Source organism: Bradyrhizobium sp. ORS 375 (assembly GCF_000239775.1).
Classification (GTDB): Bacteria; Pseudomonadota; Alphaproteobacteria; order Rhizobiales; family Xanthobacteraceae; genus Bradyrhizobium.
On sequence record NZ_CAFI01000444.1, the window covers coordinates 23,758 to 48,715 of the forward strand.

Sequence of the window (24,958 nt, forward strand, 5' to 3'; positions counted from 1 at the left end):
TGGCCGGGTCAAGCCCGGCCATGACGATGCTGAAGCAGCAGTGCGCTCCCTCTTCGCTGGCGTGATGATGAGCGAGCGGCATCCGCGCAGCTACTCCATGTCCTGCTGGATTTCGCGGGCGAGCGCGAACAGGCGTTGGTCGATGGCGGTCGGGACCTCGCAGACGAATTTCATGACGCGGCGGCGGTCCTCGAAGATGCGGGTCTCCCAGTTGAGCTGATTGCTCAACTCCTCGACCTTGGCCTCGTCGCGCGTGGCGCTGCTCTGCATCTCCTGCAGCTTGATGGTGTCGCCTCGGACCTTGTCGACGGCGTCGCGCTGCTTGCGCATGACGCGCTCAAGGCCATTCATCACCGATGTGCGCTGCGCATTGAGCGTGTCGAACAGGCCGGCAAACAGCAGCTTGCCCTTGCGCGCTTTTTCCTCGGCGGTGCCGGTGAGGAAATCGGCGACATCCTTCTGCGCCTGCTCGAGCGGGATGCGGCGCGCCGCGAGCTTGGCGACGAGCTCGGAAATCTTCGGATCATCCTTCCAGCTCGCGCCCACATCGTCGATCGGCGGGCCTGCCCAGACAGCCGCGATCGAGATCTCCGGCACCTTGGCCTGCGGGCAGGGCCAGTCCGGATAGCGCGGATCTGCGGCCAGCGCAGCCGCCGTGGATGCGGCGACGGCAATGGCTGCCAGGATCGATCTCACCTTCATGCCTCGCCTCCGGGACCACGCCTGACAAACCCGCGCGACGGATCGTAGGCCAGGATCGCGCCGATCATGAACACGGCGGTGCAGCCGCCGACCACCGCGAGCGACACCCAGTTCAGCTTGCCATAGAGCGCAAAGCGAATGAGCTCGACCGCGTGGGTGAAGGGATTCGCCTCACACAGATAGGCGAGCCAGGGGCTGCCTTCCTCGACGCGCCAGAGCGGATAGAGCGCCGACGAGGCGAAGAACATCGGGAAGATCACGAAGTTCATGACGCCGGCAAAATTCTCCAGCTGCTTGATGCCGGAGGAGATCAGCATGCCCAGCGCGCCGAGCATCAGGCCGGACAGGATCAGCGCCGGCAGCACCGTGAGATAGCCCATCGGGGGCGGCGTGATGTCCCAGAACCAGGCGATGACCAGGAACGCATAGACCTGCAGCACCGAGACGGCGGTGCCGGCGAGCAGCTTGCAGAACAGCAGGTAGCCGCGCGGCAGCGGGCTCACCAGCAGGGTGCGCATGTTGCCCATCTCGCGGTCGTAGACCATCGACAGCGAGGACTGCATGCCGTTGAACAGCTGGATCATCGCCATCAGGCCGGGCGCGATATAGACCTCGTAGAGGATGTAGGTCTCGTAGGGCGGGATGATCGAGATGCCCAGCACCTGGCGGAAGCCGGCGGCAAAGATGAACAGCCAGACCAGCGGCCGCACCAGGGCCGAGACAAACCGCTCGCGCTGATGCAGGAAGCGCAGTCCCTCGCGCCAGACGATGCCGATCAGGCAGGTGATGTATTCGCCGGCGGAGAAGCCGCTGCGAGTGGGGGCGGGGGTGTGAACGGTGGTGACGGTCATGCGTCGGCACTCCGCGCGGGGCTAGCCTGGGTCGTCAGCCGCGCAAAGGCGGCGTTGACGTCGGAGGCTCCGGCCTCGGCGATCACTTGCGGCACCGGCCCGCGCGCCAGCACGCGGCCCTGATGCAGCACCACGAGATCATCGGTCGGCGCGATCTCGTCGAACAGATGCGTCGCCCAGAGCACGCCGATGCCCTGCTCGGTGACGAGCTGGCGGACATGGCCGACGATGTCGGCGCGCGCCTTGACGTCGAGCCCGACGGTAGCCTCGTCGAGCAGCAGCAGGCGCGGCCGGTGCAGCAGCGCACGGGCGATCTCCAGCCGGCGCATCTGGCCGCCGGAGAGGTCGCGGACCTTGTTGCCGGCGCGGTCGGCCAGCCCGATGCGCGCCAGCAACTCCTCGCTGCGTGCGCGGGCCTCGCGTCGGGAGATGCCGTGCAGGGCAGCGTGATAAAGCAGGTTCTGCCGCAGCGACAGATCGAGATCGACCGTGCGCGGCTGGAACACGACCCCGAGCAGCCGCAGCGCCTCGCCCGGCGTGCGGCCGATGTCATGGCCGAAGATGTTGATCTGTCCGGACTGAACTGCGAACAGGCGAGTGATCAGCGAGAACAGCGTGCTCTTGCCCGCCCCGTTGAGGCCGAGCAGGGCGGTGAAGCTCGCGGGCTTCACCACGAAGGAGACGTCGTTGAGCGCCTTGCGTGCGCCGTAGGAATGGCTCACGCCGGCAACCGACAGCGCCGGGACCTGTTGGAGCACCGGCTGCGTTGCCGAGCCTGTGGTGTCGAGAGCGGGTGCGTTCTGCGTCGTCATGGCTGTGCAATCGTGATGCCCCAGGGCAGCTCGCCGACCTGGATGGTCTTGATCACCTTCTGCGCGGCGACGTCGATCACCGAGACGTCGTTGGAGACGCCGTTGGTGACCAGCAGATATTTCTCGTCCGGGGTGAACTCCATGTGCCAGACGCGCTGGCCGACCAGCAGATATTTCTTCACCTCGTGGGTGGTGCCGTCGACGACCGCGACGCGATTGGCCGGGCCGAGCGCGACGAAGCCGGTCTTTCCGTCCTTGGTCAGGCTGATGCCGACCGGCTGGATCGCCTCGCTGCGCAGGCCGGGCACGGCGAACTTGATCTTGCCCGTCACCTCGCGCTTGGCCGGATCGATGATCGACACCGTGCCGCCGATCTCGGCCGACACCCACAGCTCCGAGCCATCGCTCTTGAACTCGGCATAGCGCGGCCGCGCGTCGACCAGCACGTTGGCGACGATCTTTCGCGTTGCCGTGTCGATGAAATGCGCCATGTTGGTGGTCTCGGAGGTGCAGATCAGGATCTTGCCGTCCGGGCTCAGCATCATGCCCTCGGGCTCGACGCCGACCTGGACGTCGCCGATACGGACGCGCTTCTCGAGGTCGAGCACGGTGACGGTGTTGTCGTTCTCGTTGGCAACGTAGAGCGTCTTGCCCTGGGCGTCCTGCGCGAACAGCTCGGGATCGGGACCGGAGGGCAGGGTGTCGACGATCTCCATCTTCTTGGCGTCGATCAGCTGGATAGTGTCGTCGTCGCCAACGGCGACCATGACGAACTTGCCGTCCCGGGTGAACGCGATGCCGCGCGGGCGCTGGCCGACCTTGATGGTCTTGGTGACGGTCCAGCTGTCGGTGTCGATGACGGAGACGGTGTTGCCTTTCTCGTTGGAGACGAAGGCGACGTAGGCGGAAGCGGGGGTGATGGTGGCAAGGGAGAGTGCGGCGCTGAGCAGTAATGCTGCGAAGGCCGCACGCGTCGGAATTTGATCGCGCAATTTTCCTATCCGACCCCTTGTCAGATGGAGCCGACCTGTCGCGGCGTCGGCAGTGCGCTCCCTCTCCCCGTCCTTCACGGGGAGTGGGTTGGGGTGAGGGGCAGCCGCGGGCACCAGACCCAGCGGAGAGTCCCTCTCACCCGGATTGCATCTGCGATGCAATCCGGCCTCTCCCCGCACGCGGGGAGACGCTTGCACCGCGCCCGCGGTGTCGACGGTGGTCTCCTCACAAGGGCGCGGCTTCGAGCCGGGCGCGGCTTTCAGTATTCGACCTGTCGGACTGCGCATCTTCATCAACATCATCTCATCCGACATCATTGCAGCTTGCACTTGGTTTCGGGGCGGTCGACGCCGAGGGTGTCGAGTTCGGAGACCTGGTGCAGGAAGCCTTCCTGCGGAGAGACCGAGACGATCATGCGGCCGTCCGCCAGCAGGATCGGCTGGCGCAGTTGCAGGTTCCAGTCGCGCAGGGAGAGGCGGGTGCCCTTGAAGGCAGCGATGGTGAAGTTCGGGCTCTTGAGATAGTCCGTCATCGCCTTGGCATCACCGGAGTTGGTGCGCGAGGCCGCTTCGCCGACCATGCGCACGGCCATCCAGGCCTGCATGTCCAGCGCATCCATGCGGCGCAATGCCATCTTCATGAAGCGGTTCTGCAATTGCGTCGCGCCCCACTGGTCCTGCGCCGGGTCCCAGCTGGTCGGCCGCAGGCCCGCGGAGCCGGCGACGGGACGCGGGTCCCAGGTGCGGTAGGGCAGGTAGTTGGCGAACACCTCGCTCTCGTCGGCGGCAACGAGCACGTCGTAGGCCGGGGCCTTTTGCGTGAACACCGGCATCTGGCGCTGGATCAGGGTGACGCCGCTATCGGTTCGGCGTGCGCCGCCGGTGTCCTCGAAGACGCGCTCCTCGACGATCTTGGCGCCGAAGCGGGTGGCGGCGCGGCGCAGCGCGTCGGCGAACAGCTTGTCGTTGTCGTGCGAGCCGGTGACGAGCAGCCAGCGCTTCCACTGCTTCCACACCAGATATTGCGCGAGGCCATCGGCCAGCATCGAGCGGGTCGGCGCGACATGGATGACATTGGCGCGGCAGTCCTGCTCGCGCAGGCGATCGTCGGTGGCGCCGACATTGAGCAGGGTGATGCCGCGGCCGCGCAGGCTGTCAGCGACCCTCAGCAGCGCATCCGCCGGCAGATCGGCGAGGATGAAGCCGGTCTTGCCGGCAAGCTCATTGGCGGCCTGGGCCGCGTCCTCGTCATCCTTCACGCGGCGGTCGAGCAGCGTGAAGCGCTGGTTGAGGAACTTGCCCGTGGTGTTGTTGTCCTCGATCGCGAGCTTGGCGCCGGCGACGCCGTCATCGGCCGCCGGCTGATCGAGCGGCGACAAGGTCTGCGGCACGCCGGCGCGGCCGAGATAGCCGATCGCAATGTCGACCGGGTCCGCCGCCTCAGCAGCGGTTGCGGCGGCAATGAGGCCGATCGCGCCGATCAGAGATCGGGCCAGAACTCCCAGGACCACATGTCCTCCCATTGTTCCCCCGTCGTTTCTCGGCGAGGTTTCATCTTGCAAGATGAACGATTTGGCCTAGCTTTCAACCCCACTTTTCGCCGCTGTCGCGTCATTCGGATCACGACCTTGAAACTGGCTGTCCTCCTCGCATCCCTGATCCTGATGTCTGCAACATCAGCGCATGCCGAGCCGCCCAAGGTGGCGGTGTTCGATTTCGAGCTGATCGACACCAGCCTGCAGGGCGAGGTGCAGGGGCCGCGCCAGGATGAGCAGCAAAGGCTGGCGCATGCGGCCGAGCAACTGCGGTCGGCGCTGCAGGAGTCCGGCAAATACCGCGTGCTCGATATCGCCCCCATTAACGATGCGGCGCACCACAGCAATCTGCAGGCCTGCGGCGGCTGCGACGTCAAGCTCGCGGGCGACATCGGCGCCGATCTCGCCATCACCGGCACGGTGCAGAAGGTCTCCAATCTCATCCTCAACATGAACATCTATCTGCGCGACGTTCACACCGGGAAGCCGGTCGCGGCCATGACCGCCGACATGCGCGGCAACACCGACGAATCCTGGACCCGCACCATGGCCTGGCTGCTCCGCAATCGCCTGCTGGCCCCGAACTACGGCGCGCCGCAGGCGCAGTAGGCCTGCAGCGTCACTGCCAGCAGAGCCCGCGGCCATCCTTCGAGACGCGCGCCTGACGGCGGGCCCCTCAGGATGAGGGCGGAGTGTGTGGCGATATCCGGGATCTGCTGCATCAAGCCGCGCTCATTGCCCTCATGGTGAGGAGCGCGGTGCACCTCAGCCAGCCCAATCATCGGCGTGTCCGGCGGCGCGTCTCGAACCATGAGGCCCCGACGCCGCGACGTGCGCGCCGGACATGATCGCGCGTTCTCGCGGCTGATGAAGCCCGAGCTCTGCGTCTCGATCGCCTCTCTCAAACAGAGAGGCGCAGGGAAGGCCGGGAGCCTGCCGCCCCCATGGCCCGCCTGCAGAAAGAAATGCAGGCGGCAGGTACCACAGGTTCGGCTCGGACATCCCGACCCTCCCTGCGCGGATGGTCTTAACGGTTGCTTCGCGTTCTCCCCGGTGCGCCGGGCTGTCTGGTCACCGTGCGCGACGACACGCTTTCGCACGCCGCCGCGGGGGCATCGGCTTCGGGATGCCAGGACCACGCGACTTGGCCGTACACCGTGGCGCGTTCGTCCGCATGCGTTCAAGCATGCTGCGCACCGCCGGCGTCCACCGCATCCCACCTCCACGTTCGTGACGACCGCGATACGCCCTCTCGACGAGGCGGGATGCGCGATACAATCATGAAATTCTGAAAAACGGAAGTTGAATCTTTTTCACCGGGGGACTGGACAGAGGTGATCGCGTTGCTCGGCCTGCGGAAATCGAGATCCGCGCGCAGATCAAACCAGGCGCGAAAGCGCGTGAGACGAAAGCGTCGGGCACGTCATCGCGCCCGACGCGCAAATCAGGCTGCGGCTGAGATTCAACGCCCGAGCCGGGCGGCGTGCCAGCGCAGATGATCGGCCATGTAGGTCGAGATGAAATAGTAGCTGTGGTCGTAGCCCTCCTGCTTGCGCAGCAGCAGCGGGATGTTGGCCTTCTCGCAGGCGGCCTTGAGCAGCTCCGGGCGGAGCTGTTGCGTCAGGAACTGATCGGCGGTGCCGACATCGACCAGCAGGTCCGAGACGCGCGCGCCATCCTCGATCAGCGCCACCGCGTCGTGCTTGCGCCATGCCGCCTTGTCGCTGCCGAGATAGCCACCGAGCGCCTTTTCGCCCCATGGCACCTGCGAGGGGGCGACGATCGGCGAGAACGCGCTGGCGGCGCGGTAGCGGTCCGGGTTGCGCAGCGCCACCGTCAGCGCGCCATGGCCGCCCATCGAATGGCCCATCACCGATTGCCGGCGCGGATCGACGGGGAAGTTCGCCGCCACCACGTGCGGCAGCTCCTCGGTGACGTAGCTCCACATCCGATAGTTTTTCGCGAACGGCTCCTGTGTCGCATCGACATAGAAGCCGGCGCCGAGGCCGAAATCATAGGCGTTGTTGGCATCGCCCGGCACGCCGTCGCCGCGCGGCGAGGTGTCGGGGGCGACGAAGATCAGGCCGAGCTCGGCGCAGGCGGCGCGGAACTCGCCCTTCTCGGTGACATTGGCGTGCGTGCAGGTCAGGCCGGAGAGATACCAGACGACCGGCAGCTTCGCGCCTTCGGCATGCGCCGGCACGAACACCGAGAACGTCATCTCGGTCTTGGTTTCCTGGCTGGCATGGCGATAGACGCCTTGGACGCCGCCATGGGACTTGTTCTGCGAGACGGTCGTGAGCGTCATGGGATCACCTGTGCGGCAATGATAAAGGATGGCCGGCGAGGGCTTGGCCAACGCATTGTGGGCTGCGTCGTTCAATCAAGACTGGCCTCGAGAGCAGTCTATGCGACGCCGTTCTCGATCGCCAGCCGCACCAGCTCGCCGGAGGTTCGCACCCCGAGCTTCTGGCGAATGATCGAGGACGTGTTGGCCACCGTCTTGTAGGACGAGTGGATCAGCCAGGCAATTTCGGACAGGCTCTTGCCGGCACTGAGCAGGCGCAGGATCTCGAGCTCGCGCGAGGTCAATTTCGCCAGCGGGCTCTGCGCCACGGCCGCACCTGCGAATGCGATGCTGCGCGCGATCGCCGGCGGCAGATAGCTGCCGCCACTGGAGACCTCGCGGATCGCCTCGGCGAGATCGTTCGGATCGCCGCTCTTGGAGACATAGCCCTTGGCGCCGATGTCGATGGCGCGGGCGGCGAACACCGGATCGTCGTTCATGCTGAACATGATCAGCCGGGCGCTCGCATCATGCGCGAGGATGCGGCGCGCCAGCTCGAAGCCGGACACGGTCGGCAGGTTGATGTCGATCACGCAGACGTCGGGACGGCGCGCGATGAAGCTGGATTCGCCGCTCTCGGCATCGGCGGCCTCGATCAGCTCGAAATCCGGATCGCCGGAGAGCAGGGCCCGGCAGCCGGACGCCACAATGGGGTGATCGTCGACGATCAGTACGCGCATGGCCTTGAGGTCACCTTGGGGTCCCGGACTTCCAACTCGCGTCATTGTTGCGATGCATCATGGATGCATGCTGCGCGGTGCTGCAACATGTTGCAATTAGATCGCTGGCGGATTTGTCTGTCAATGTGAGTGCGCGTGGAACAAGGTGGCTTCGAGGCGGAGACAATGTGGCAGAATTGGTCGTTGCGCAGGCGCATCAACGTGCTGCTCGCTTTGGTGCTGACGCTGGGGCTCGGCATCAATATCGGCCGTCTCGCGCTGGAGGCTGCGCCGCGCGTGCTCGCCGAGGACCAGAGCGTCATCCGCCTGACCCGCGCCTTCATCGAGACCATCATGGACGAGGTCAATGACGCCCCGGATCCGGATGCCCGCCTGAACCGCATCGTCAGCGATCTCGGGCAGCTGCGCCATGTCAGCGTTGGCCGGCAGGGGACTCCGGTGCAGACGCCCTCATCCTCCGGCGTCGGTCGCGCGGCGCCGGCCTGGTTCATCGCGCTGGTGCATCCCGACAAGACCTCGGTCAGCATGCCCGTGATCGTCGCCGGCCGCGCCCAAACGCTGGTGATCACCTCGCATCCCGACGATGAGATCGCCGAGATCTGGGACGGCATTCTCACGCAGCTGGTGGTCGGCTCGCTCGTCGGCCTCGCACTGTTCGGAATCACGACGCTTGTCGTCGGCCGCGCGCTGGCGCCGCTCGGCGATCTCTCGGAGGCGATGAGCCGGATCGAGACCGGCGCCTATGATACGCGCGTCAAGCCGGGCGGCGCCCCCGAGCTCGCCGCGCTCTGCGCCAAGCTCAACCATCTCGCCGGTGCGCTCGGCGAGGCAGTCGAGGAGAAGCGGCGGCTCGCCGAGCGCACCGTGTCGCTGCAGGACCTCGAGCGCAAGGAGATCGCGCGCGAGCTGCATGACGAGTTCGGGCCGCATCTGTTCGCGCTGCGCGCCCATGCCAGCGCGCTGATGCGATTGCCGGACGCGGCGACGCTGGATATTGCCGCAATGCGCCGGCACGGCCAGGCGATCCTCGACCAGGTCAACGCCGTGCAGCAGTTCAATCGTCGCATCCTGGAGCGGCTGCGCCCGGTCGGCCTCGCCGAACTCGGCCTGCGCGATGCCCTCGGCGCATTGGTGCGGCTGTGGCGGGAGTCGCGGCCCGAGGTGGCGATCGAGACCACGATCACCGACACCGTCGCGCGCAGCAACGAAACCGCGGAGCTGACGATCTACCGCGTCGTGCAGGAGTCGCTGACCAACGTGTTCCGCCATGCCGAGGCGACCGCGGTGGACGTCACCATCGAGCCGCTGCAGCAGACGGCGGGCGGACAGCGCCGCAGCTACACGCGGGTGTGCGTCCGCGACGACGGCCGCGGGCTGAAGGCGGAGCACAAGCTCGGCTTCGGGCTGACCGGCATGCGCGAGCGGCTGCTGGCGCTCGGCGGCACCTTGACCGTGGCCTCGACCGCTGCGGGGGTCACCATCGAGGCGCTGGTGCCGGCCGATGCCATGGCGCCGGCGGACGCTGCGTGAGCCGGGAACTCAAATAGGCTCGATTTCGCGCGTCCGACGTTGTGGTGCCACCGGGACGCGCAGGGCGGTCGCGTCCCGCCCATGCCGATGAGCCCGGGGGGAGTGCAGAGCCATGACGACCGATCAGGACGCTGCAATGATGCGGCGCTGCCTCGCGCTCGCGTCCTCGGCGCGTGCGCGCGGCGAGGTGCCCTACGCCGCCGTGATCGGCCGCAACGGGCGGATGGTCTGTGAGTCCATCAATCGCGCCAACGCGGATCGCGACGTGACTCAGCACGCCGAGCTGGTGGCGATCTCGCAGGCGCAGAAGGCGCTCGGCACCAGCTCCCTTGACGACTGCACGCTCTATACGCTGGTCGAGCCGTGTCCGATGTGCGCCTATGCGATGCGCGAGGTGCGCATCGGCCGCGTCGTCTATGGCCTGGGGTCGCCGGTCATGGGTGGCCACAGCCGCTGGAACATCCTCGGCGACGACGGCCTGTCGTCGCGCATGCCCGAGGTGTTCGCCACGCCGCCCGACATCGTCGCGGGCTTTTTCACGCATGAGGCGGCTGCGGTGATGCAGGCGTGGAATCCGCTGTTCTGGACGTTCGTCGAGCTGCGCGATCTCATCAGGGCGGATGTGCTGCACGGCACCAAGCGCGGTCGCAAGCGCAGTCTCGCCGCAGCCTCGCTGCGCTGGATGGTCGACAGGTTGTGGCGCCGCTAGGCGGCAACCCTGCCTAGGAACAAACGATCGGACGCCGCATTTCAACGAGCAACTTACAATCCGCGTGAGCCGCAGTCCGGAGCACGCGCCGGTAGCTTGCGGTGATCAGATGACCAGAACCTTGCTTGCGCTGAGCGGCGCCGCGGTGGCGGCTGCGCTGTCCTTCAACCATGCCGTCGCGCGTGACGACGGTCGCTATGCCAACTCGCCACTCAAGGGTTGGTTCGACAGCCTCAGAAGCGGCCGCGGCCCGTGCTGTTCGGATGCGGACGGATTGGCGGTCTCGGATCCCGATTGGGATCTGCAGGGCACGCATTATCGGGTGCGGCTCGACGGCGAATGGATCGTGGTGCCGGACGACGCCGTCATCAGGGAGCCCAACCGCGCCGGCCGCACCATGGTGTGGCCCATCAAGGGTTCGCTCGGCACATCCATCCGCTGCTTCATGCCGGGCACGCTGAGCTGACGAGAGCGGGATCGTCCTGACGTGTGAGGCGCGCTGCGGCGGATCGTCCGCGGCGGCGTCCGGCCTTGGAACTTCGCTCTGCCCCGATGATTGCCACGCAGGTCATGTCACGACGGCCGTTTGCGAGGAGCATTATGGGACACAGCAGCGACACAGGTCTGCAAGACAGGATCCGCGAACGCGCCCATCACTTGTGGGAGCAGTCCGGCCGTCCGGACGGTCGCGAGGATGAGTTCTGGTATCAGGCGGAGCGCGAGGTCCGTGAAACCGACGAGCTGCATGACGAGGCGACGGCAGCGCCGCCGACCATTCTGCCGGGATGAGTGCGACACGAAAGGATTGGCCATGAGCAAGGAAACACCGAAGGACGATCCCCGCCAGGAGAGCGACTGGGGATCGATGAAGCAGACCGACAAGCCCTGGGCCGAGAAGCCGGAGAAGGAGCAGCGCTCCGAGGCGGCAAAGGATCTCGAGAAGTGGGGCGAGAGCAAGACCCATTGAGGTGGATGGGCGTTGCGTCGGGTAAGGGCAGGGCTTCAGGGGTCATCATTGGCACTTCCCGTGCCGCTGCCCCTCTCCCCGTAAGAACGGGGAGAGGGAGTGCACCGCCGATTTGGCGAGTAGATTCTATCGTTACTTGCACAGAAAATACCTGAGCATCGTTGGTATCCGCAGAGCGCGAATAACTGACAGACAGATCTGCTTATGAGTTGATAGTCGACGTCATAGAAATCGTGGCCACGAGCGAGCCGCGCTCCCTCTCCCCGTTCTTACGGGAAGAGGGCTGGGGTGAGGGGCAGCGGCACGGGTGGTGCGAGTTATCAGGCCATATCTACCCGGCCATCTCGTCTCCGATCTAGACCTATGCTCTCACGCCGTATGCCCAGGATCGAGATCGTCCGGCGTCTTCTTGTCGCGTTGCGGCGTCATCTTCGCCGGATCGTTTCCGCCGGGTACGCCACGCGGGCCGAGTTGATCGCGCTGGATGTCATCTTCGGAGCGGTCGGGCTCGCGTCCGTTGATGGGAAGATCCTTGCGAAGATCCCTGCGAAGATCCTTGGCCATGGCTCGCTCCTTCGTCGTCCTCGTCGTCAAGGCAATGCGGGCAGAGGCGCTGGCGTTCCGTGCGGCGAGCTGACAGCCGCGGCCCCTCCGCGACAGGAACGCGACTCCGGCACTGCGATTGAAGCTGCATCAAACGTCAGGAGCGCGATCATGCCCGACCAATACCCCAAGCCGCCGTTTCCGCCGCAGCAGCAGGCCATGCCGGGCCGCACGGCCGAGATGCGGCCAAAACCCGATCATGGCGAGGCCAGCTACAAGGGCTCGGGCAAGCTTACCGGCAAGAAGGCCGTCATCACCGGTGGTGACAGCGGCATCGGCCGCGCGGTCGCGATCGCCTACGCCCGCGAGGGCGCCGATGTCCTGATCGCCTATCTCGAGGAGCATGACGACGCCAAAGAGGTGCAGCAGCTGATCGAGAACGAAGGACGCAAAGCGCTGCTCATGCCCGGCAACATCCAGGACGCCGCGCATTGCCGGGCGATCATCCAGCGTGCGGTCGACGAGCTCGGCGGCATCGACATCCTGGTCAACAACGCCGCGCATCAGGCGACCTTCAGCGACATCGGCGATATTTCGGATGAGGAGTGGGAGATGACCTTCCGCACCAACATCCACGCGATGTTCTATCTGACCAAGGCGGCGGTGCCGCACATGAAGCCCGGCAGCGCGATCGTCAACACCGCCTCGGTGAATTCCGACATGCCCAATCCGAGTCTGCTCGCCTATGCCACGACGAAAGGCGCAATCCAGAACTTCACCGGCGGCCTTGCCCAGATGCTGGCCGAGAAAGGCATTCGCGCCAATGCCGTCGCGCCCGGTCCGATCTGGACACCGCTGATCCCCTCCACGATGTCCGAGGACAGGGTGAAGAGCTTCGGCCAACAGGTGCCAATGAAGCGCGCCGGCCAGCCGGCCGAGCTGGCGACGGCCTACGTGATGCTGGCCGATCCGCTGTCGAGCTACACGTCGGGGACCACGGTGGCGGTCACGGGCGGGAAGCCGTTCATTTGAGGATCCGCATCGTCGAACTGCATCGACGCACCGTCATTCCGGGGCAATCGTCAATGCGACGGCGCGTTGGCGATTGAACCCGGAATCTCGAGATTGCGGAGAAGCATTGCAAGACAAGCTCGAGATTCCGGGTTCAAGGCCTGCGGCCTTGCCCCGGAATGACGGGCGGGGTGATGCAGGTGTATGTCGCCTATCCACCGAAACTCCGTCTCGGTGCCGCTGTCGGCTTTGTCCGACATCCGACAGCGCGCGAGGCGACAGGTCTGGTCTGTCGCTTGTCAGGCGACCGACATCAGCTGGCACGGCGCGGGTTCGGTCTGTACCGGCCACACCGCCGTCTCGCCCATTCGTTCCTCCAGAATCCGCTTCACCGAGCGCGAGCAGAGGCCGCATTGGACCGAGCAGCCGAGGCAATCATACACTTGTGCCGGCGAACCGAAGGTGATGTCGGCCGCCGTGACGACGTCACGAATGGCCGTGTCGCTGATGACGTTGCAGGAACAAATGATCATGGCTGTTGCTCGCTCCTGCCAACGATAAGCAACGGCGATGCCAAGGCGGGCATCCGGGACGCGGGCTAATCAGAATCGTTCGAAGGCGGGAGATCAGCGCAGGCTGCCGGCGCTCGCGCCGATGCGGTCGGCGGCGTGCAGCCGGATTGCGGCCAGCGTCGCCTGCGCCAGCGCCTGTCCCTGCGCATCGATGCCGGTCCACTGCGCGTGGCGGCCGCGCGGATCGATCTCGGCGAGCGCCACGCCGGCCGACACGTCGCTGCCGTCGCGGACGATGCCGCGCAGGATACCATCGTAAGGCGCGGCCACCGGCTCACCCGAGAGATGGCCGATCACAAACCCCTTGTAGATCCGCGTGCCGATCTCGACCGGCGTATGCCAGCGGCCCTCATGCGGCGAATGCACCAGGCGCTCGGCGCCGACGCCGCCGAGCTCGCCCACATCATCCTTCGCCAGCGTCCAGCCCTCGCGTACGATCTGCCCAAGCCGATCTGGCCGGGTCTCGATCGCGACGTCGCAATTGGCCGAGGGCGAGAAGCCCGGGCCGATGCCGATCGACAGCCGCGTCATGCCGCGCAGATTGGGGGTCACCTCGCGCGTCTGCATGCGCGCGTCGACCAGCACGTCGATGGCGCGGACCGGCAGCAGATCGATCAGCCCAAGCGGGGTGACCAGGACGTGCTGGGGATCGCCGAGCGCCTTGAACACGTCCATGGTGCTGTCGATGCGCTCGCCGATCACGGTCTCGACACGAACGCTGTCGCCGAACAGAGCGTCGTGAAACGCCATCTTGCGCCGCATGACCGGCGGATTGGGGTCATGCGACAGCACCACGCAGAAGCCCGCGCGATGCAGATGCACGGCGATCGCCGACGCGACGTCGTTGGTCCCGAGGACGACGGCGAAGCGCACTGCAGTCGTCCCCATGTCCCGGTCCATACGGCGTTCGGCGTCTCGTGGCCCTCCGTCGTGACGGTGGAAAGCCAACTTTCAGATCAAATTGATCACTTCGGTTGAGCAAGAGTCGGACCAGCGCCGAGCATGTCGAAAATGATCATCGTTTGAACGTCTTGAGTTCAGAACGCCTTAGAATGGGCGCGGCGGAAAGCCGACGCTGGATCTGTCCTGAACCCGCCAATCTGTCGCGAACCCGACAGGGAACAGCGGGGCTGCGCGCGGTTTTCGCTGGCCCGGAATCTGCACAACCGGCGCATGACGAATCCGCGGAGAGTCTCGGTGAAGCGCGGTGCAGGATCAGGGCGGATGAGGTGAGTCTCGATCTCGACCAGGACGTCCGCGAGCCGGCCATCGATGCGGCCGACATCGCCTCATGCCCGTTCCATCGCGACATGGCGGCCGCGGAGCGTCCGCAGCGCGCCGAGCAGAAGACGCTGGTGCTGACCGGCGGCTCGCGCGGCATCGGTCACGCGACGGCGCGGCTGTTCTCGGACGCGGGCTGGCGCATCATCACCTGCTCGCGCCAGCCGTTCGATGGCGGCCGCTGTCCGTGGGACGCCGGGCCAGACAACCACGTCCAGGTCGATCTCAGTGACCGCAAGGCGATCCCGCGTGCGATTGCCGACATCAAGGAGCGCCTCGACGGCGCGCCGCTGCATGCGCTCATCAACAATGCCGCGATCTCGCCGAAGGCCGAGGATGGCGGCCGATTGGATTCGTTGGCGACCTCGGTCGAGACGTGGATGACCGTCTTCCACGTCAACTTCCTCGGACCGATCCTGCTGGCGCGCGGCCTGTTCGAGGAGCTGAAGCGCGGGCAGGGCGCGGTGGTCAACGTGACCTCGATCGTGGGCACCCGGGTGCATCCGTTTGCCGGCACGGCCTATGCGACCTCCAAGGCGGCGCTCGCCTGCCTGACCCGCGAGATGGCGCACGACTTCGCCCCGCATGGCATCCGCGTCAACGCGATCGCGCCCGGCGAGATCAAGACGGAGATGGTGTCGCCCGAGACCGAGGCGCGCTTTTCGCCGCTGATTCCGATGCGCCGGATCGGCGCGCCGGAAGAGGTTGCCAAGGTGCTGTTCTTCCTGTGCTCGGACGCGGCGAGCTACGTGACCGGCGAGGAGATTCAGATCAATGGAGGCCAGCACCTCTAGGTTGATCCGAGCTACACGCCGATGTGAAGGCGGGGGCATCAGGAGCTGGCAGCCGCACGCGGCGAGTGCCACGACTGACGTGGAAACCTGGTGTTCAGTTGGGGCGCTTGCGAGCTGCTCGCAGGCCAGCCGCGGTTCGCTGAATCCTAGGTGTCGGGAAGACAACAGGAATTCGCCAGACGCGCTGTTTTCACCGCGTCGGCGACCGTGCAGTGCGCGCATCGCGCAAGGTGCAAACTAATTTGTTAAGGCCATGAAGTTCTGCAGCTTTTCTGTTCTGTTTGCTGCACACTACTTCTGCGGCAATGCAGCAAAGTTAGGCACGACAATCAACTGCAGTTAAGGGAGGATGTTAGAACGCCTACAATCGCGGGCGATCTCGTCGAGAGCGTCCGTGACCATCAGAGAAGCGACCATGGTCCAAACGGAAACACGTCAGGTCGAAGCTCAGGACGTCAGGTCCAATGCTGCCCCGATACCGCTCAGCGAGATCGCGCTGACCGGAATTTTCGAAATCTCGAAAATCCTGGCCGCGCCGACGCGGCTGGAAATCACCCTCGCCAACGTCGTCAACCTGCTGCAGTCCTTCATGCAGATGCGCCACGGCGTGGTGTCGCTGCTCGCCGATGACGGCATTCCCGATCTCGCCGTCGGCGCCGGGTGGAGCGAGGGCAGCGACCAGCGTTATCGCGAGCGGCTGCCGCAGAAGGCCATCGACCAGATCGTGGCCACCGCCGTGCCGCTGATCGCGGAGAACGTCGCTGATCATCCCGCCTTCAGCGCCGCTGATGCAACGACGCTCGGGGCCGGCGCCGACACGCGCGTGTCGTTCCTCGGCGTGCCCATCCGCATCGACCAGCGCGTCGTCGGCACCTTGACGATCGACCGCGTCTGGGACGGCCGCGCCGTGTTCCGGCTCGACTCGGATGTCCGCTTCCTGACCATGGTTGCCAATCTGATCGGCCAGACCATCAAGCTGCATCGCGTCGTCGCGCGCGACCGCGAGCGGCTGATGGCCGAGAGCCACCGGTTGCAGAAGGAATTGATGGAGCTGAAGCCGGCGCCCACCAAGGGCAAGAAGGTGCTGGTCGACGGCATCGTCGGCGACAGCCCGGCGCTGCGCGCGTTGCTGGAGAAGATCAACGTCGTCGCCAAGTCGAACGCGCCGGTGCTGTTGCGCGGTGAATCCGGCACCGGCAAGGAGCTGGTGGCGAAGGCGATCCACGAGATGTCGAATCGCGCCAAGCGGCCGTTCATCAAGATCAACTGCGCGGCGCTTCCCGAGACGGTGCTGGAGTCCGAGCTGTTCGGCCACGAGAAGGGCGCTTTCACCGGCGCGATCAATGCGCGCAAGGGCCGCTTCGAGCTGGCCGATAAGGGCACCTTGTTTCTCGACGAGATCGGCGAGATCTCGCCGGCGTTCCAGGCGAAGCTTTTGCGCGTGCTGCAGGAGCAGGAGTTCGAGCGCGTCGGCGGCAATCAGACCATCAAGGTCGACGTCCGCATCGTCACCGCCACCAACCGCAATCTGGAAGAGGCGGTGGCGCGCAACGAATTCCGCGCCGACCTTTACTACCGGATCAGCGTGGTGCCGATCAAGCTGCCGCCGCTGCGAGACCGGCGCAGCGACATCCCGCAGCTGGCGCGCGAGTTCCTGCGCCGCTTCAATTGCGAGAACGAGCGCGATCTCACTTTCGACGTGAGTGCCATCGAGGTGCTGATGCATTGCGGCTTCCCTGGCAATGTGCGCGAACTGGAGAACTGCGTGCAGCGGACGGCGACCCTGGCGGCGGGATCGGCGATCGGCCAGCACGACTTCGCCTGCAGCCGCAACGAGTGCATGTCGGCGATCCTGTGGAAGGGCAACACGGTCACGCCGCCGCCACCGCGCGGCCAGCCGATGGTGCCGCTGCCGATCCTGCCGCGCACGTCGGCACCGATCGAGACTCCGGTCGAAGCAGCGGTAAGCGATGTCGACGATGGCGAGTATTCCGAGGCGATGGATGGCGGCGCCGTTCCCGAGCGCGATCGCATCGTGCAAGCGATGGAACGCTCCGGCTGGGTCCAGGCCAAGGCCGCGCGCCTGCTGGGCTTGACTCCCCGTCAGATCGGCTACGCGCTGAAGAAGTACAATATCGAGGTCAAGCGGTTCTGAGTGGATGAGCGTGAGCTGTTCCGAAGGGCGCGCTGGTAGCGCGCCCTTTTTGCTTGAGGCGATGCTCGAGTCAAAAGCGATGGTTAGTGCGATCACAGCTGTCGTCATGAGAGCCCGACTGTCGCTCCAGCGGCGGTGGGCTCCCCTCCCCCTTGCGGGGAGGGGAGCTCACCGTCAGCGCGGCGAGAGCTCGACTCCAACGGCGGGCATGTCCATCAGCCGCTCCTGTCGCACTTACGACATGCTGTCGGGAGAGCGACAGCTGGCCGCTGTCAGTGACATTTAGAATCCTCCTTAGAAATCAACCAAATGCGCTCTGGCACGGCGCTTGAAAGATCATGCGCGAATGACATCGCCCGATGTCGCTGGAGCGCGGGGAACAGCACATGAGCTACAAGATCATCGCCTCACAATGCACGGTCTGCGGGGCCTGCGAGTTCGAATGTCCGAATGCGGCCATCCGGCTGAAGAACGACATGTACATCATCGATCCGAAGAAGTGCACGGAATGCGAAGGCCACTTCGACGCGCCGCAATGTGCTGCCGTCTGTCCGGTGCCGGACACCTGCGTGCCCGCCTGAGGCGGGCGCCTTGTTGAGCCTTGGAAGCGGAGTGAGAGATGGCAGCGGTTCAGGAGACCATTGATCGGGTCAAGGGCATTGACGTCGATCAATATCGTTACGGGTTCGAGACGCAGATCGAATCCGAGAAGGCTCCGAAGGGGCTGTCGGAAGACACCATCCGCTTCATCTCGGCCAAGAAGAATGAGCCGGCCTGGATGCTGGAATGGCGGCTGGAGGCGTATCGCCGCTGGCTGACCATGACCGAGCCGACCTGGGCGCGCGTCGGCTACCCCAAGATTGACTATCAGGATCTCTATTATTATTCGGCGCCGAAGCCGAAGAAGAAGGTCGCCTCGCTCGACGAGATCGATCCGGAGATCCTGAAGACCTATGAGAAGCTCGGCATTCCCTTGCGCGAGGTCGAGCTCCTCGAGGGCGTCGAGCGTCCGTCCGCGGCGGTGGAAAGCGAAGACGGAGAGGCGGCCGCGCCGCGCACCAAGATCGCGGTCGACGCCGTGTTCGACTCGGTCTCGGTCGCCACGACCTTCAAGGAGGAGCTGAAGAAGGCCGGCGTGATCTTCATGCCGATCTCCGAGGCGCTGCGCGAGCATCCCGACCTGGTGCAGAAATATCTCGGCACGGTGGTGCCGACCACCGACAATTATTTCGCCACGCTCAACTCGGCGGTGTTCTCGGACGGCTCGTTCGTCTACATCCCGCCGGGCGTGCGCTGCCCGATGGAACTGTCGACCTACTTCCGCATCAACGAGCGCAACACCGGTCAGTTCGAGCGTACCTTGATCATCGCCGACAAGGGCGCCTACGTTTCCTATCTCGAAGGCTGCACTGCGCCGCAGCGCGACGAGAACCAGCTGCACGCCGCCGTCGTCGAGCTGGTTGCGCTGGATGATGCCGAGATCAAATATTCGACGGTGCAGAACTGGTATCCCGGCAATTCCGAGGGCGTCGGCGGCATCTACAATTTCGTCACCAAGCGCGGCGACTGCCGTGGCGCGAATTCAAAGATCTCCTGGACGCAGGTCGAGACGGGATCGGCGATCACCTGGAAATATCCGAGCTGCATCCTGCGCGGCGACAATTCCAGCGGCGAATTCTACTCGATCGCGATCTCCAACGGCTTCCAGCAGGTCGATAGCGGCACCAAGATGATTCATCTCGGCAAGAACACGTCGAGCCGGATCATCTCCAAGGGCATAGCCGCCGGCAAGTCGCAGAACACCTATCGCGGCCTCGTCAGCGCCCACCGCAAAGCCTCCGGCGCGCGCAACTTCACCGCCTGCGACTCGCTGCTGATCGGTGACCAGTGCGGCGCGCACACCGTCCCCTACATCGAGGCCAAGAACTCGTCGGCGGTGTTCGAGCACGAGGCAACGACGTCGAAGATCTCCGAGGACGTGCTGTTCTACTGCATCCAGCGCGGCCTTTCGCAGGAAGAGGCGGTCGGGCTCGTCGTCAACGGCTTCGTCAAGGACGTGCTGCAGCAGCTGCCGATGGAGTTCGCGGTCGAGGCGCAGAAGCTGATCTCGATCAGCCTCGAAGGTTCAGTTGGATGAGGACGTCGCGCGCGGCGACAACATGAAGGAGTGTTCGATGACGGCCTTGCTCGAAATCAAGGGGCTCCATGCCGAGATCTCCGGTGGTCGCAAGATCATCCAGGGCCTGGACCTGACCGTGAACAAGGGCGAGATCCACGCCATCATGGGGCCGAACGGCGCCGGCAAGTCGACGCTCTCCTACGTGCTCGCCGGCAAGCCCGGCTATGAGATCACCGCCGGCGAGGTTTATCTCAACGGCGAGGACCTGCTGGCGATGTCTGCCGACGAGCGCGCCGCCAAGGGCGTGTTCCTGGCGTTCCAATATCCGCTGGAGATCCCCGGCGTCGCGACCCTGACGTTCCTGCGCGCCGCCTTCAACGCCCAGCGCAAGGCGCGCGGCGAGGAGGAACTGTCCTCGCCGGACCTGATCAAGCGCGTCCGCGAGATCGCCAAGACCCTGAACATCGATTCCGAGATGCTGAAGCGGCCGCTCAATGTCGGCTTCTCCGGCGGCGAGAAGAAGCGCAACGAGACCCTGCAGATGGCGCTGCTACAGCCGTCGCTCTGCGTGCTCGACGAGACGGATTCGGGTCTCGACATCGACGCGCTGAAGGTCGTCGCCAACGGCGTCAATGCGTTGCGCTCGGCCGAGCGCGGCATGATCGTGATCACCCACTACCAGAGGCTGCTCGACTACATCGTGCCGGACATCGTCCATGTGTTCGCGGCTGGCCGCATCGTCCGCACCGGCGGAGCGGATCTCGCGCGTGAGCTCGAGGCGACCGGTTACGCGCAGTATCAGAGCGAAGCGGCATAAGGGGCGGGCACGAGCATGGGCGTCGCGATCCGCAAGACCAAGGCCGAGCTCGGACTGGCCGATCTGTACCAGGGCGCCCGCCGCTATCTGCCGGGCGGCGAGGAGATCACGGCTGTGCGTGCCGCTGCGTTCGACCGCTTCAGCGCGGTCGGCCTGCCGCACCGGCGCGTCGAGGCGTGGCGCTACACCGATCTGCGCACGCAGATGAAGGAAGCCAAGCGGCTCGCCTCGCTGCCGGACGACGCCGCCAAGGCTAAAGCGCGAGAGGCAAAGGATCTGTTTGCCGGCGCCGGCTTCCGCAAGCTCGTCATCGTCGATGGCGCCTTCGTGCCAGAGCTGTCTGACCTCGCCGGGCTCGAGCCCGGTCTGACCATCCAGCCGATGGCCGATGCGCTCGCCGCCGACAAGCCGCTGCTGTCGCAGCGCCTCGGCGCGATCGTGCCGGACGACGATCCGGCGCTGGCGCTCAACACCGCGCTGGCGGCCAATGGTGTCGTCATCCTGGTCGCGCCGGGCACCGCGCTGAGCCGGCCGATCCACGTCGCTTTCGTCACGACCAATTGGGTCGCGACCTCGATGTTCACCCGCTCGCTGGTCAATATCGGCGCCGGTGCCGGCGCCACCATCGTCGAGTCGCATCAGGGGCCTGACGGCAGCGAGTATCAGGTCAATACCGCGATGCAGCTCGTCGTCGGCGACGAGGCGCGCATCGACCACATCAAGGTCGTCAGCGAGGGCGGCAGCGCGCTGCACATCGGCTCGCTGCTCGCCAATATCGGCGCGCGCGCGACCTTCAATCAGCTCGGCTTCGTCGCCGGCGGCAGCTTGGTCCGCAACCAGCTGTTCGTCCGCCTTGCGGGCGAGGGCACCGTCGCCGACATCCGCGGCGGCTCGCTGCTGTCGGGGACGCAGCATGCCGACACCACGCTGTCGATCGAGCATGCCGCGGAGAACGGCCAGAGCCGCGAGACCTTCAAGGCCGTCGTCGGCGACACCGCCCGCGCGGTGTTCCAGGGCAAGATCACGGTCGCCCCCGGTGCGCAGAAGACCGACGCCAAGATGATGTCGCGGGCGCTGCTGCTGTCCGACGAGGCCGAGGCCGATAGCAAGCCGGAGCTCGAGATCTTCGCCGACGACGTGCAGTGCGGCCACGGCACCACGACCGGCGCGATCGATGATGAGCTGCTGTTCTACCTGATGGCGCGCGGCATCCCGCCGGCGGAAGCGAAGGCGCTGCTGATCCAGGCCTTCATCGGCGAGATCATCGAGGGCGCGGCCAATGAGAGCGTGCGCGACGCGCTGACCGGGGCGCTGCTGGGCTGGCTCGGACGACGGGAGTAGACGATGCATGCAGCGGTGAACGGGAGCGGCTACGATGTCGGCCGCATCCGGGCGGATTTTCCCATCCTCGGCATGCAGGTCCACGGCAAGCCGCTGGTCTATCTCGACAACGCCGCCTCGGCGCAGAAGCCGCAGGCGGTGCTGGACCGGATGAACCAGGTCTACACGTCGGAATACGCCAATGTGCATCGCGGGCTGCATTATCTCGCCAACGCCGCCACCGAGGCCTATGAGGGCGCCCGCGCCAAGGTGGCGACGTTCCTCAATGCCGAGAGCCCCGAGCAGATCATCTTCACCCGGGGCGCCACCGAGGCGGTGAACCTGGTCGCGCAGACCTTCGGCCGCGAGCGGATCGGGCCGGGGGACGAGATCGTGCTCTCGATCATGGAGCACCATGCCAACATCATCCCCTGGCATTTTCTCCGGGAGCGTCAGGGCGCTGTCATCAAATGGGCTCCCGTCGACGATGACGGCAACTTCCTGCTCGACGAGTTCGAGAAGCTGCTGACGCCACGCACCAAGATGGTGGCGATGACGCAGATGTCGAACGTGCTCGGCACGGTGGTGCCGGTCAAGGAGGTCATCCGCATCGCGCACGACCGCGGCATCCCCGTTCTGATCGACGGGTCGCAGGCTGCGGTGCATATGGAGGTCGACGTCCGCGACCTCGACGCGGATTTCTACTGCATCACCGGGCACAAGATCTACGGCCCGACCGGCATCGGCGCGCTGTATGGCAAGCGCGAGCTCCTGGCTTCGATGCCGCCGTTCAACGGCGGCGGCGAGATGATCCGCGAGGTGTCGCGGGATTTCGTCACATACGGCGACCCGCCGCACCGTTTCGAGGCCGGCACGCCGCCGATCGTCGAGGCCGCGGGGCTCGGTGCTGCGATCGACTACGTCGCCTCGATCGGCAAGCAGCGCATCGCCGCGCATGAGCATGATCTCGTGACCTACGCGACCGAGCAGCTGCGCGAGATCAACTCACTGCGCATCATCGGCAACGCCGTCGACAAGGGCGCCATCGTCTCGTTCGAGATGCAGGGCGCCCACGCCCACGACTTCGCCACCGTCATCGACCGTTCCGGCGTCGCGGTGCGCGCCGGCACCCATTGCGCGATGCCGCTCTTGGAGCGCTTTGGCGTCTCGGCAACCTGCCGGGCGTCGTTTGCGATGTACAACACGCGGGAAGAGGTCGACGTGCTCGTCCGCGCGCTGAAGAAGGCGCAGGAGTTCTTCTCGTAGGCCGCTCTTGTGCCGCCCTGTAATAGGTCCCGCCTGACTTTTGCAAGTTGGAGTCGAGCGCTCACCAAGCCGGCGGTGCGCTCCCTCGCCCCGCTTGCGGGGAGAGGGTTGGGGTGAGGGGGACTCTCCGCACGGTCGGTGGGTGTGACACTCGCACCAGACTCGCGGAGAGTCCCCCTCACCCGGATTTCATCTGCGATGAAATCCGGCCTCTCCCCGCACGCGGGGAGAGGCTTGGACCGCATGCGCCGCGCGAGGCGGGGCTAGACTAACCAAGCAAACCAGCCCATCAAAACCTACGCCGCCGCGGCCATCGCCGCCTGCGCATCGGCCTTGATGCGGCTGACCATCGAGCGGAAGCCGTTGGAGCGCTGCGGCGTCAGATGCTCGCGCAGGCCGAGCTTCTCGAACAGCGCGATCGGATCGGCGGCGAGGATCTCGGGGGCGGTGCGGCCGGAGACCATCGCGAGCAGGATCGCGACCAGGCCGCGGACGATGTGGGCGTCGCTGTCGCCGACGAAGTCGAGCACCGGCGCTGCGCCGTGGCGTACCGATGTCGCGACCCAGACCTGGCTGGTGCAGCCCTGGACCTTGTTGCCGTCGTTGCGGTCGGCGTCGGGCAGGGGCGTCAGGCCGCGGCCGAGCTCGATGACGTAGCGGTAGCGGTCGTCCCAGTCGTCGAGCAGCGCGAAGTTCTCAACGATGTCGTCGATATCCGGATTCGCCGGTGCTGCGGTCTGGGCCATCTTCAACATGATCCTCTCCTGGTGGTCTGCTGATCTCGATCCGCCCCGGGGCGGCTATGTCGCGAGGCTCGGCTCGGTGCCGCGGCGCGCCAGCACCGTGTCGACCGCATGGGTCACGCCGTCGAAGGTGATCGGCTTCGCAATGATCGCCTCGGCGCCCTGGCGCAGGCCCGCCAGCGCGAGCGGCGACTTGGTCGAGCCGGCGACGACGATGATGCCGGCCTGGTTCAGCTTGCGGGCGAGCATGCCGACGGTCTCGGCGCCGCCATCCTCCAGGATGCTGCTGCCGACCAGCACCGCGTCAGGTGTCGCCCGTGCCGCCTTGCTCAGCGCATCAGCGGTCTCCGCGAAGGTGAAGGTCTCATGACGCTCGCTGAGGATATAGCCGAGCGCCGAACGGATCACCTGATCGGATTCAATGACAAAGACGCACGTCCTGCTCGACATCGAAAATGCTCCTTCTGGCCCGTTCGTGAAACGGGTTTGATCTACATCAAGCAAACTCCGTACCGCGCCCTCTGTAGGCTTCGCACATGCGCCGTGACGGGGGTTCGTTGAGCGCTTGGTTCAGGCCTGCGGCGACATGTGTCGTTTCGGACAGCACGTCGTGGGAGCGTCGGGTGAAAAACCCAGATGTCGGGTTTGCAACAAGCTCATCCTAGCGTCGAGCTTGACCGCATCTCTTTCAAAACATGGCCTTTTTAACGATTCCAAAGCTCTGGCACAGCCGTTGCAAAACTCTGGTCAGGCAATGGTTGAGGGCTGAGTGCACGCCGACGCTTCGGACGAGCGATGCTCTCCTTCCCAATAACCCGTCTGCCGGTTCTGGAGAGAGGACGCGGTCCTGGTCATGCAAGGCGCATGCGGGACATTGGCAATCGGTTGATGGAGAGCAGAATGTCATCACTTCGACAAATCGCATTCTACGGCAAAGGCGGCATCGGCAAATCGACGACGTCGCAGAACACTCTGGCGGCGCTCGCCGAGATGGGTCATCGGATCCTGATCGTCGGCTGCGACCCCAAGGCGGATTCGACCCGCCTGATCCTGCACGCCAAGGCGCAGGACACCATTCTCAGTCTGGCCGCTGCCGCGGGCAGCGTCGAGGACCTCGAGATCGAAGAGGTGATGAAGGTCGGCTATCGCGACATCCGTTGCGTCGAGTCCGGCGGTCCGGAGCCGGGCGTCGGCTGCGCCGGCCGCGGCGTG

Annotated in this window: 27 protein-coding genes; 15 read left to right on the plus strand and 12 right to left on the minus strand. The window is 65.6% G+C overall.

Annotation, left to right across the window (positions count from 1 at the left end; genetic code table 11):
• Positions 1 to 90 precede the first annotated feature (90 nt).
• The 5 genes from BRAO375_RS29435 to BRAO375_RS29455 form a co-directional block, all read right to left on the minus strand.
• Positions 91 to 702: a hypothetical protein gene (locus BRAO375_RS29435; protein ID WP_009031078.1), complete on the minus strand. Its 612-nt coding sequence runs from the start codon at positions 700 to 702 to the stop codon at positions 91 to 93.
• On the minus strand, positions 699 to 1,553 hold the full coding sequence (locus BRAO375_RS29440) for a lanthanide ABC transporter permease protein PedC (protein ID WP_009031079.1): 855 nt from the start codon (positions 1,551 to 1,553) through the stop codon (positions 699 to 701). Before BRAO375_RS29440 ends, BRAO375_RS29435 begins: the two co-directional genes overlap by 4 nt.
• Positions 1,550 to 2,365 (minus strand): lanthanide ABC transporter ATP-binding protein PedB/LutE, encoded by an 816-nt coding sequence (locus BRAO375_RS29445; RefSeq protein WP_009031080.1) that lies wholly within the window; start codon positions 2,363 to 2,365, stop codon positions 1,550 to 1,552. The genes BRAO375_RS29440 and BRAO375_RS29445 overlap by 4 nt, the downstream gene beginning before the upstream one ends.
• Positions 2,362 to 3,357, minus strand: a complete 996-nt coding sequence (locus BRAO375_RS29450; RefSeq protein WP_009031081.1) for a YVTN family beta-propeller repeat protein — start codon at positions 3,355 to 3,357, stop codon at positions 2,362 to 2,364. Before BRAO375_RS29450 ends, BRAO375_RS29445 begins: the two co-directional genes overlap by 4 nt.
• A gap of 314 nt (positions 3,358 to 3,671) precedes the next feature.
• Positions 3,672 to 4,880: a lanthanide ABC transporter ABC transporter substrate-binding protein PedA1 gene (locus tag BRAO375_RS29455; protein WP_009031082.1), complete on the minus strand. Its 1,209-nt coding sequence runs from the start codon at positions 4,878 to 4,880 to the stop codon at positions 3,672 to 3,674.
• A gap of 141 nt (positions 4,881 to 5,021) precedes the next feature.
• On the opposite strand from BRAO375_RS29455, the gene BRAO375_RS29460 reads away from it, so the two are divergent.
• A complete protein-coding gene (locus BRAO375_RS29460; RefSeq protein ID WP_009031083.1) occupies positions 5,022 to 5,501 on the plus strand; it encodes a DUF3280 domain-containing protein in 480 nt (159 codons plus the stop codon).
• A gap of 853 nt (positions 5,502 to 6,354) precedes the next feature.
• Here the strand turns inward: BRAO375_RS29460 and fghA are convergent.
• Both fghA and BRAO375_RS29475 read right to left on the minus strand, forming a co-directional pair.
• On the minus strand, positions 6,355 to 7,200 hold the full coding sequence (gene fghA, locus BRAO375_RS29470) for an S-formylglutathione hydrolase (protein ID WP_009031084.1): 846 nt from the start codon (positions 7,198 to 7,200) through the stop codon (positions 6,355 to 6,357).
• A gap of 98 nt (positions 7,201 to 7,298) precedes the next feature.
• The gene (locus tag BRAO375_RS29475) at positions 7,299 to 7,919 is read right to left on the minus strand and encodes a response regulator transcription factor (RefSeq protein WP_009031085.1); all 621 of its coding nucleotides are present in this window, start codon (positions 7,917 to 7,919) and stop codon (positions 7,299 to 7,301) included.
• A 165-nt stretch (positions 7,920 to 8,084) separates the two neighbouring features.
• On the opposite strand from BRAO375_RS29475, the gene BRAO375_RS29480 reads away from it, so the two are divergent.
• From BRAO375_RS29480 to BRAO375_RS38245, 5 genes are all read left to right on the plus strand, one after another.
• The gene (locus tag BRAO375_RS29480; RefSeq protein WP_009031086.1) at positions 8,085 to 9,449 is read left to right on the plus strand and encodes a histidine kinase; all 1,365 of its coding nucleotides are present in this window, start codon (positions 8,085 to 8,087) and stop codon (positions 9,447 to 9,449) included.
• A 112-nt stretch (positions 9,450 to 9,561) separates the two neighbouring features.
• Complete coding sequence (locus BRAO375_RS29485; protein ID WP_009031087.1) at positions 9,562 to 10,158, plus strand: nucleoside deaminase; 597 nt, start codon at positions 9,562 to 9,564, stop codon at positions 10,156 to 10,158.
• 109 nt (positions 10,159 to 10,267) lie between these two features.
• Entirely contained in the window at positions 10,268 to 10,624 is a 357-nt protein-coding gene (locus BRAO375_RS29490) for a hypothetical protein (protein WP_009031088.1), read from the plus strand.
• A gap of 134 nt (positions 10,625 to 10,758) precedes the next feature.
• Positions 10,759 to 10,947 carry a DUF2934 domain-containing protein gene (locus BRAO375_RS29495; RefSeq protein ID WP_009031089.1) on the plus strand — a complete coding sequence of 63 codons (189 nt, stop codon included), beginning with the start codon at positions 10,759 to 10,761 and terminating at the stop codon, positions 10,945 to 10,947.
• A gap of 22 nt (positions 10,948 to 10,969) precedes the next feature.
• Positions 10,970 to 11,125 (plus strand): hypothetical protein, encoded by a 156-nt coding sequence (locus tag BRAO375_RS38245; protein WP_008961662.1) that lies wholly within the window; start codon positions 10,970 to 10,972, stop codon positions 11,123 to 11,125.
• A 369-nt stretch (positions 11,126 to 11,494) separates the two neighbouring features.
• On the opposite strand, the gene BRAO375_RS29500 is transcribed toward BRAO375_RS38245, so the two are convergent.
• Positions 11,495 to 11,689, minus strand: a complete 195-nt coding sequence (locus tag BRAO375_RS29500) for a hypothetical protein (RefSeq protein ID WP_009031090.1) — start codon at positions 11,687 to 11,689, stop codon at positions 11,495 to 11,497.
• Positions 11,690 to 11,839: 150 nt separating this feature from the next.
• Between BRAO375_RS29500 and BRAO375_RS29505 the strand changes: the two genes are divergently transcribed.
• Positions 11,840 to 12,700 (plus strand): SDR family oxidoreductase, encoded by an 861-nt coding sequence (locus BRAO375_RS29505; RefSeq protein ID WP_009031091.1) that lies wholly within the window; start codon positions 11,840 to 11,842, stop codon positions 12,698 to 12,700.
• Between the two features lie 278 nt (positions 12,701 to 12,978).
• On the opposite strand, the gene BRAO375_RS29510 is transcribed toward BRAO375_RS29505, so the two are convergent.
• Both BRAO375_RS29510 and BRAO375_RS29515 read right to left on the minus strand, forming a co-directional pair.
• Positions 12,979 to 13,212 carry a (2Fe-2S)-binding protein gene (locus BRAO375_RS29510; protein WP_035642978.1) on the minus strand — a complete coding sequence of 78 codons (234 nt, stop codon included), beginning with the start codon at positions 13,210 to 13,212 and terminating at the stop codon, positions 12,979 to 12,981.
• Positions 13,213 to 13,305: 93 nt separating this feature from the next.
• Positions 13,306 to 14,139 carry a xanthine dehydrogenase gene (locus BRAO375_RS29515; protein WP_139031507.1) on the minus strand — a complete coding sequence of 278 codons (834 nt, stop codon included), beginning with the start codon at positions 14,137 to 14,139 and terminating at the stop codon, positions 13,306 to 13,308.
• 341 nt (positions 14,140 to 14,480) lie between these two features.
• Between BRAO375_RS29515 and BRAO375_RS29520 the strand changes: the two genes are divergently transcribed.
• From BRAO375_RS29520 to BRAO375_RS29555, 7 genes are all read left to right on the plus strand, one after another.
• Positions 14,481 to 15,326: an SDR family NAD(P)-dependent oxidoreductase gene (locus BRAO375_RS29520; RefSeq protein ID WP_009031094.1), complete on the plus strand. Its 846-nt coding sequence runs from the start codon at positions 14,481 to 14,483 to the stop codon at positions 15,324 to 15,326.
• 415 nt (positions 15,327 to 15,741) lie between these two features.
• Positions 15,742 to 17,481 carry a nif-specific transcriptional activator NifA gene (nifA, locus tag BRAO375_RS29525; RefSeq protein ID WP_009031095.1) on the plus strand — a complete coding sequence of 580 codons (1,740 nt, stop codon included), beginning with the start codon at positions 15,742 to 15,744 and terminating at the stop codon, positions 17,479 to 17,481.
• A gap of 386 nt (positions 17,482 to 17,867) precedes the next feature.
• Positions 17,868 to 18,062, plus strand: a complete 195-nt coding sequence (locus BRAO375_RS29535) for a 4Fe-4S dicluster domain-containing protein (RefSeq protein ID WP_009031096.1) — start codon at positions 17,868 to 17,870, stop codon at positions 18,060 to 18,062.
• A 38-nt stretch (positions 18,063 to 18,100) separates the two neighbouring features.
• Entirely contained in the window at positions 18,101 to 19,618 is a 1,518-nt protein-coding gene (sufB, locus tag BRAO375_RS29540) for a Fe-S cluster assembly protein SufB (protein ID WP_009031097.1), read from the plus strand.
• Between the two features lie 37 nt (positions 19,619 to 19,655).
• A complete protein-coding gene (gene sufC, locus BRAO375_RS29545; protein ID WP_006609650.1) occupies positions 19,656 to 20,417 on the plus strand; it encodes a Fe-S cluster assembly ATPase SufC in 762 nt (253 codons plus the stop codon).
• 15 nt (positions 20,418 to 20,432) lie between these two features.
• Positions 20,433 to 21,758: a Fe-S cluster assembly protein SufD gene (gene sufD, locus BRAO375_RS29550; RefSeq protein ID WP_009031098.1), complete on the plus strand. Its 1,326-nt coding sequence runs from the start codon at positions 20,433 to 20,435 to the stop codon at positions 21,756 to 21,758.
• A 3-nt stretch (positions 21,759 to 21,761) separates the two neighbouring features.
• Positions 21,762 to 23,003, plus strand: a complete 1,242-nt coding sequence (locus BRAO375_RS29555; protein WP_009031099.1) for a cysteine desulfurase — start codon at positions 21,762 to 21,764, stop codon at positions 23,001 to 23,003.
• A gap of 296 nt (positions 23,004 to 23,299) precedes the next feature.
• Here BRAO375_RS29555 and BRAO375_RS29560 read toward each other — a convergent pair whose 3' ends face one another.
• Both BRAO375_RS29560 and BRAO375_RS29565 read right to left on the minus strand, forming a co-directional pair.
• A complete protein-coding gene (locus BRAO375_RS29560; RefSeq protein ID WP_009031100.1) occupies positions 23,300 to 23,758 on the minus strand; it encodes a SufE family protein in 459 nt (152 codons plus the stop codon).
• 45 nt (positions 23,759 to 23,803) lie between these two features.
• Positions 23,804 to 24,196, minus strand: coding sequence for a response regulator (locus BRAO375_RS29565; RefSeq protein WP_009031101.1), 393 nt, complete (start codon positions 24,194 to 24,196; stop codon positions 23,804 to 23,806).
• Positions 24,197 to 24,646: 450 nt separating this feature from the next.
• Between BRAO375_RS29565 and BRAO375_RS29570 the strand changes: the two genes are divergently transcribed.
• Positions 24,647 to 24,958: AAA family ATPase (locus tag BRAO375_RS29570; protein ID WP_035642989.1), on the plus strand; the 312-nt coding region annotated here is incomplete at its 3' end.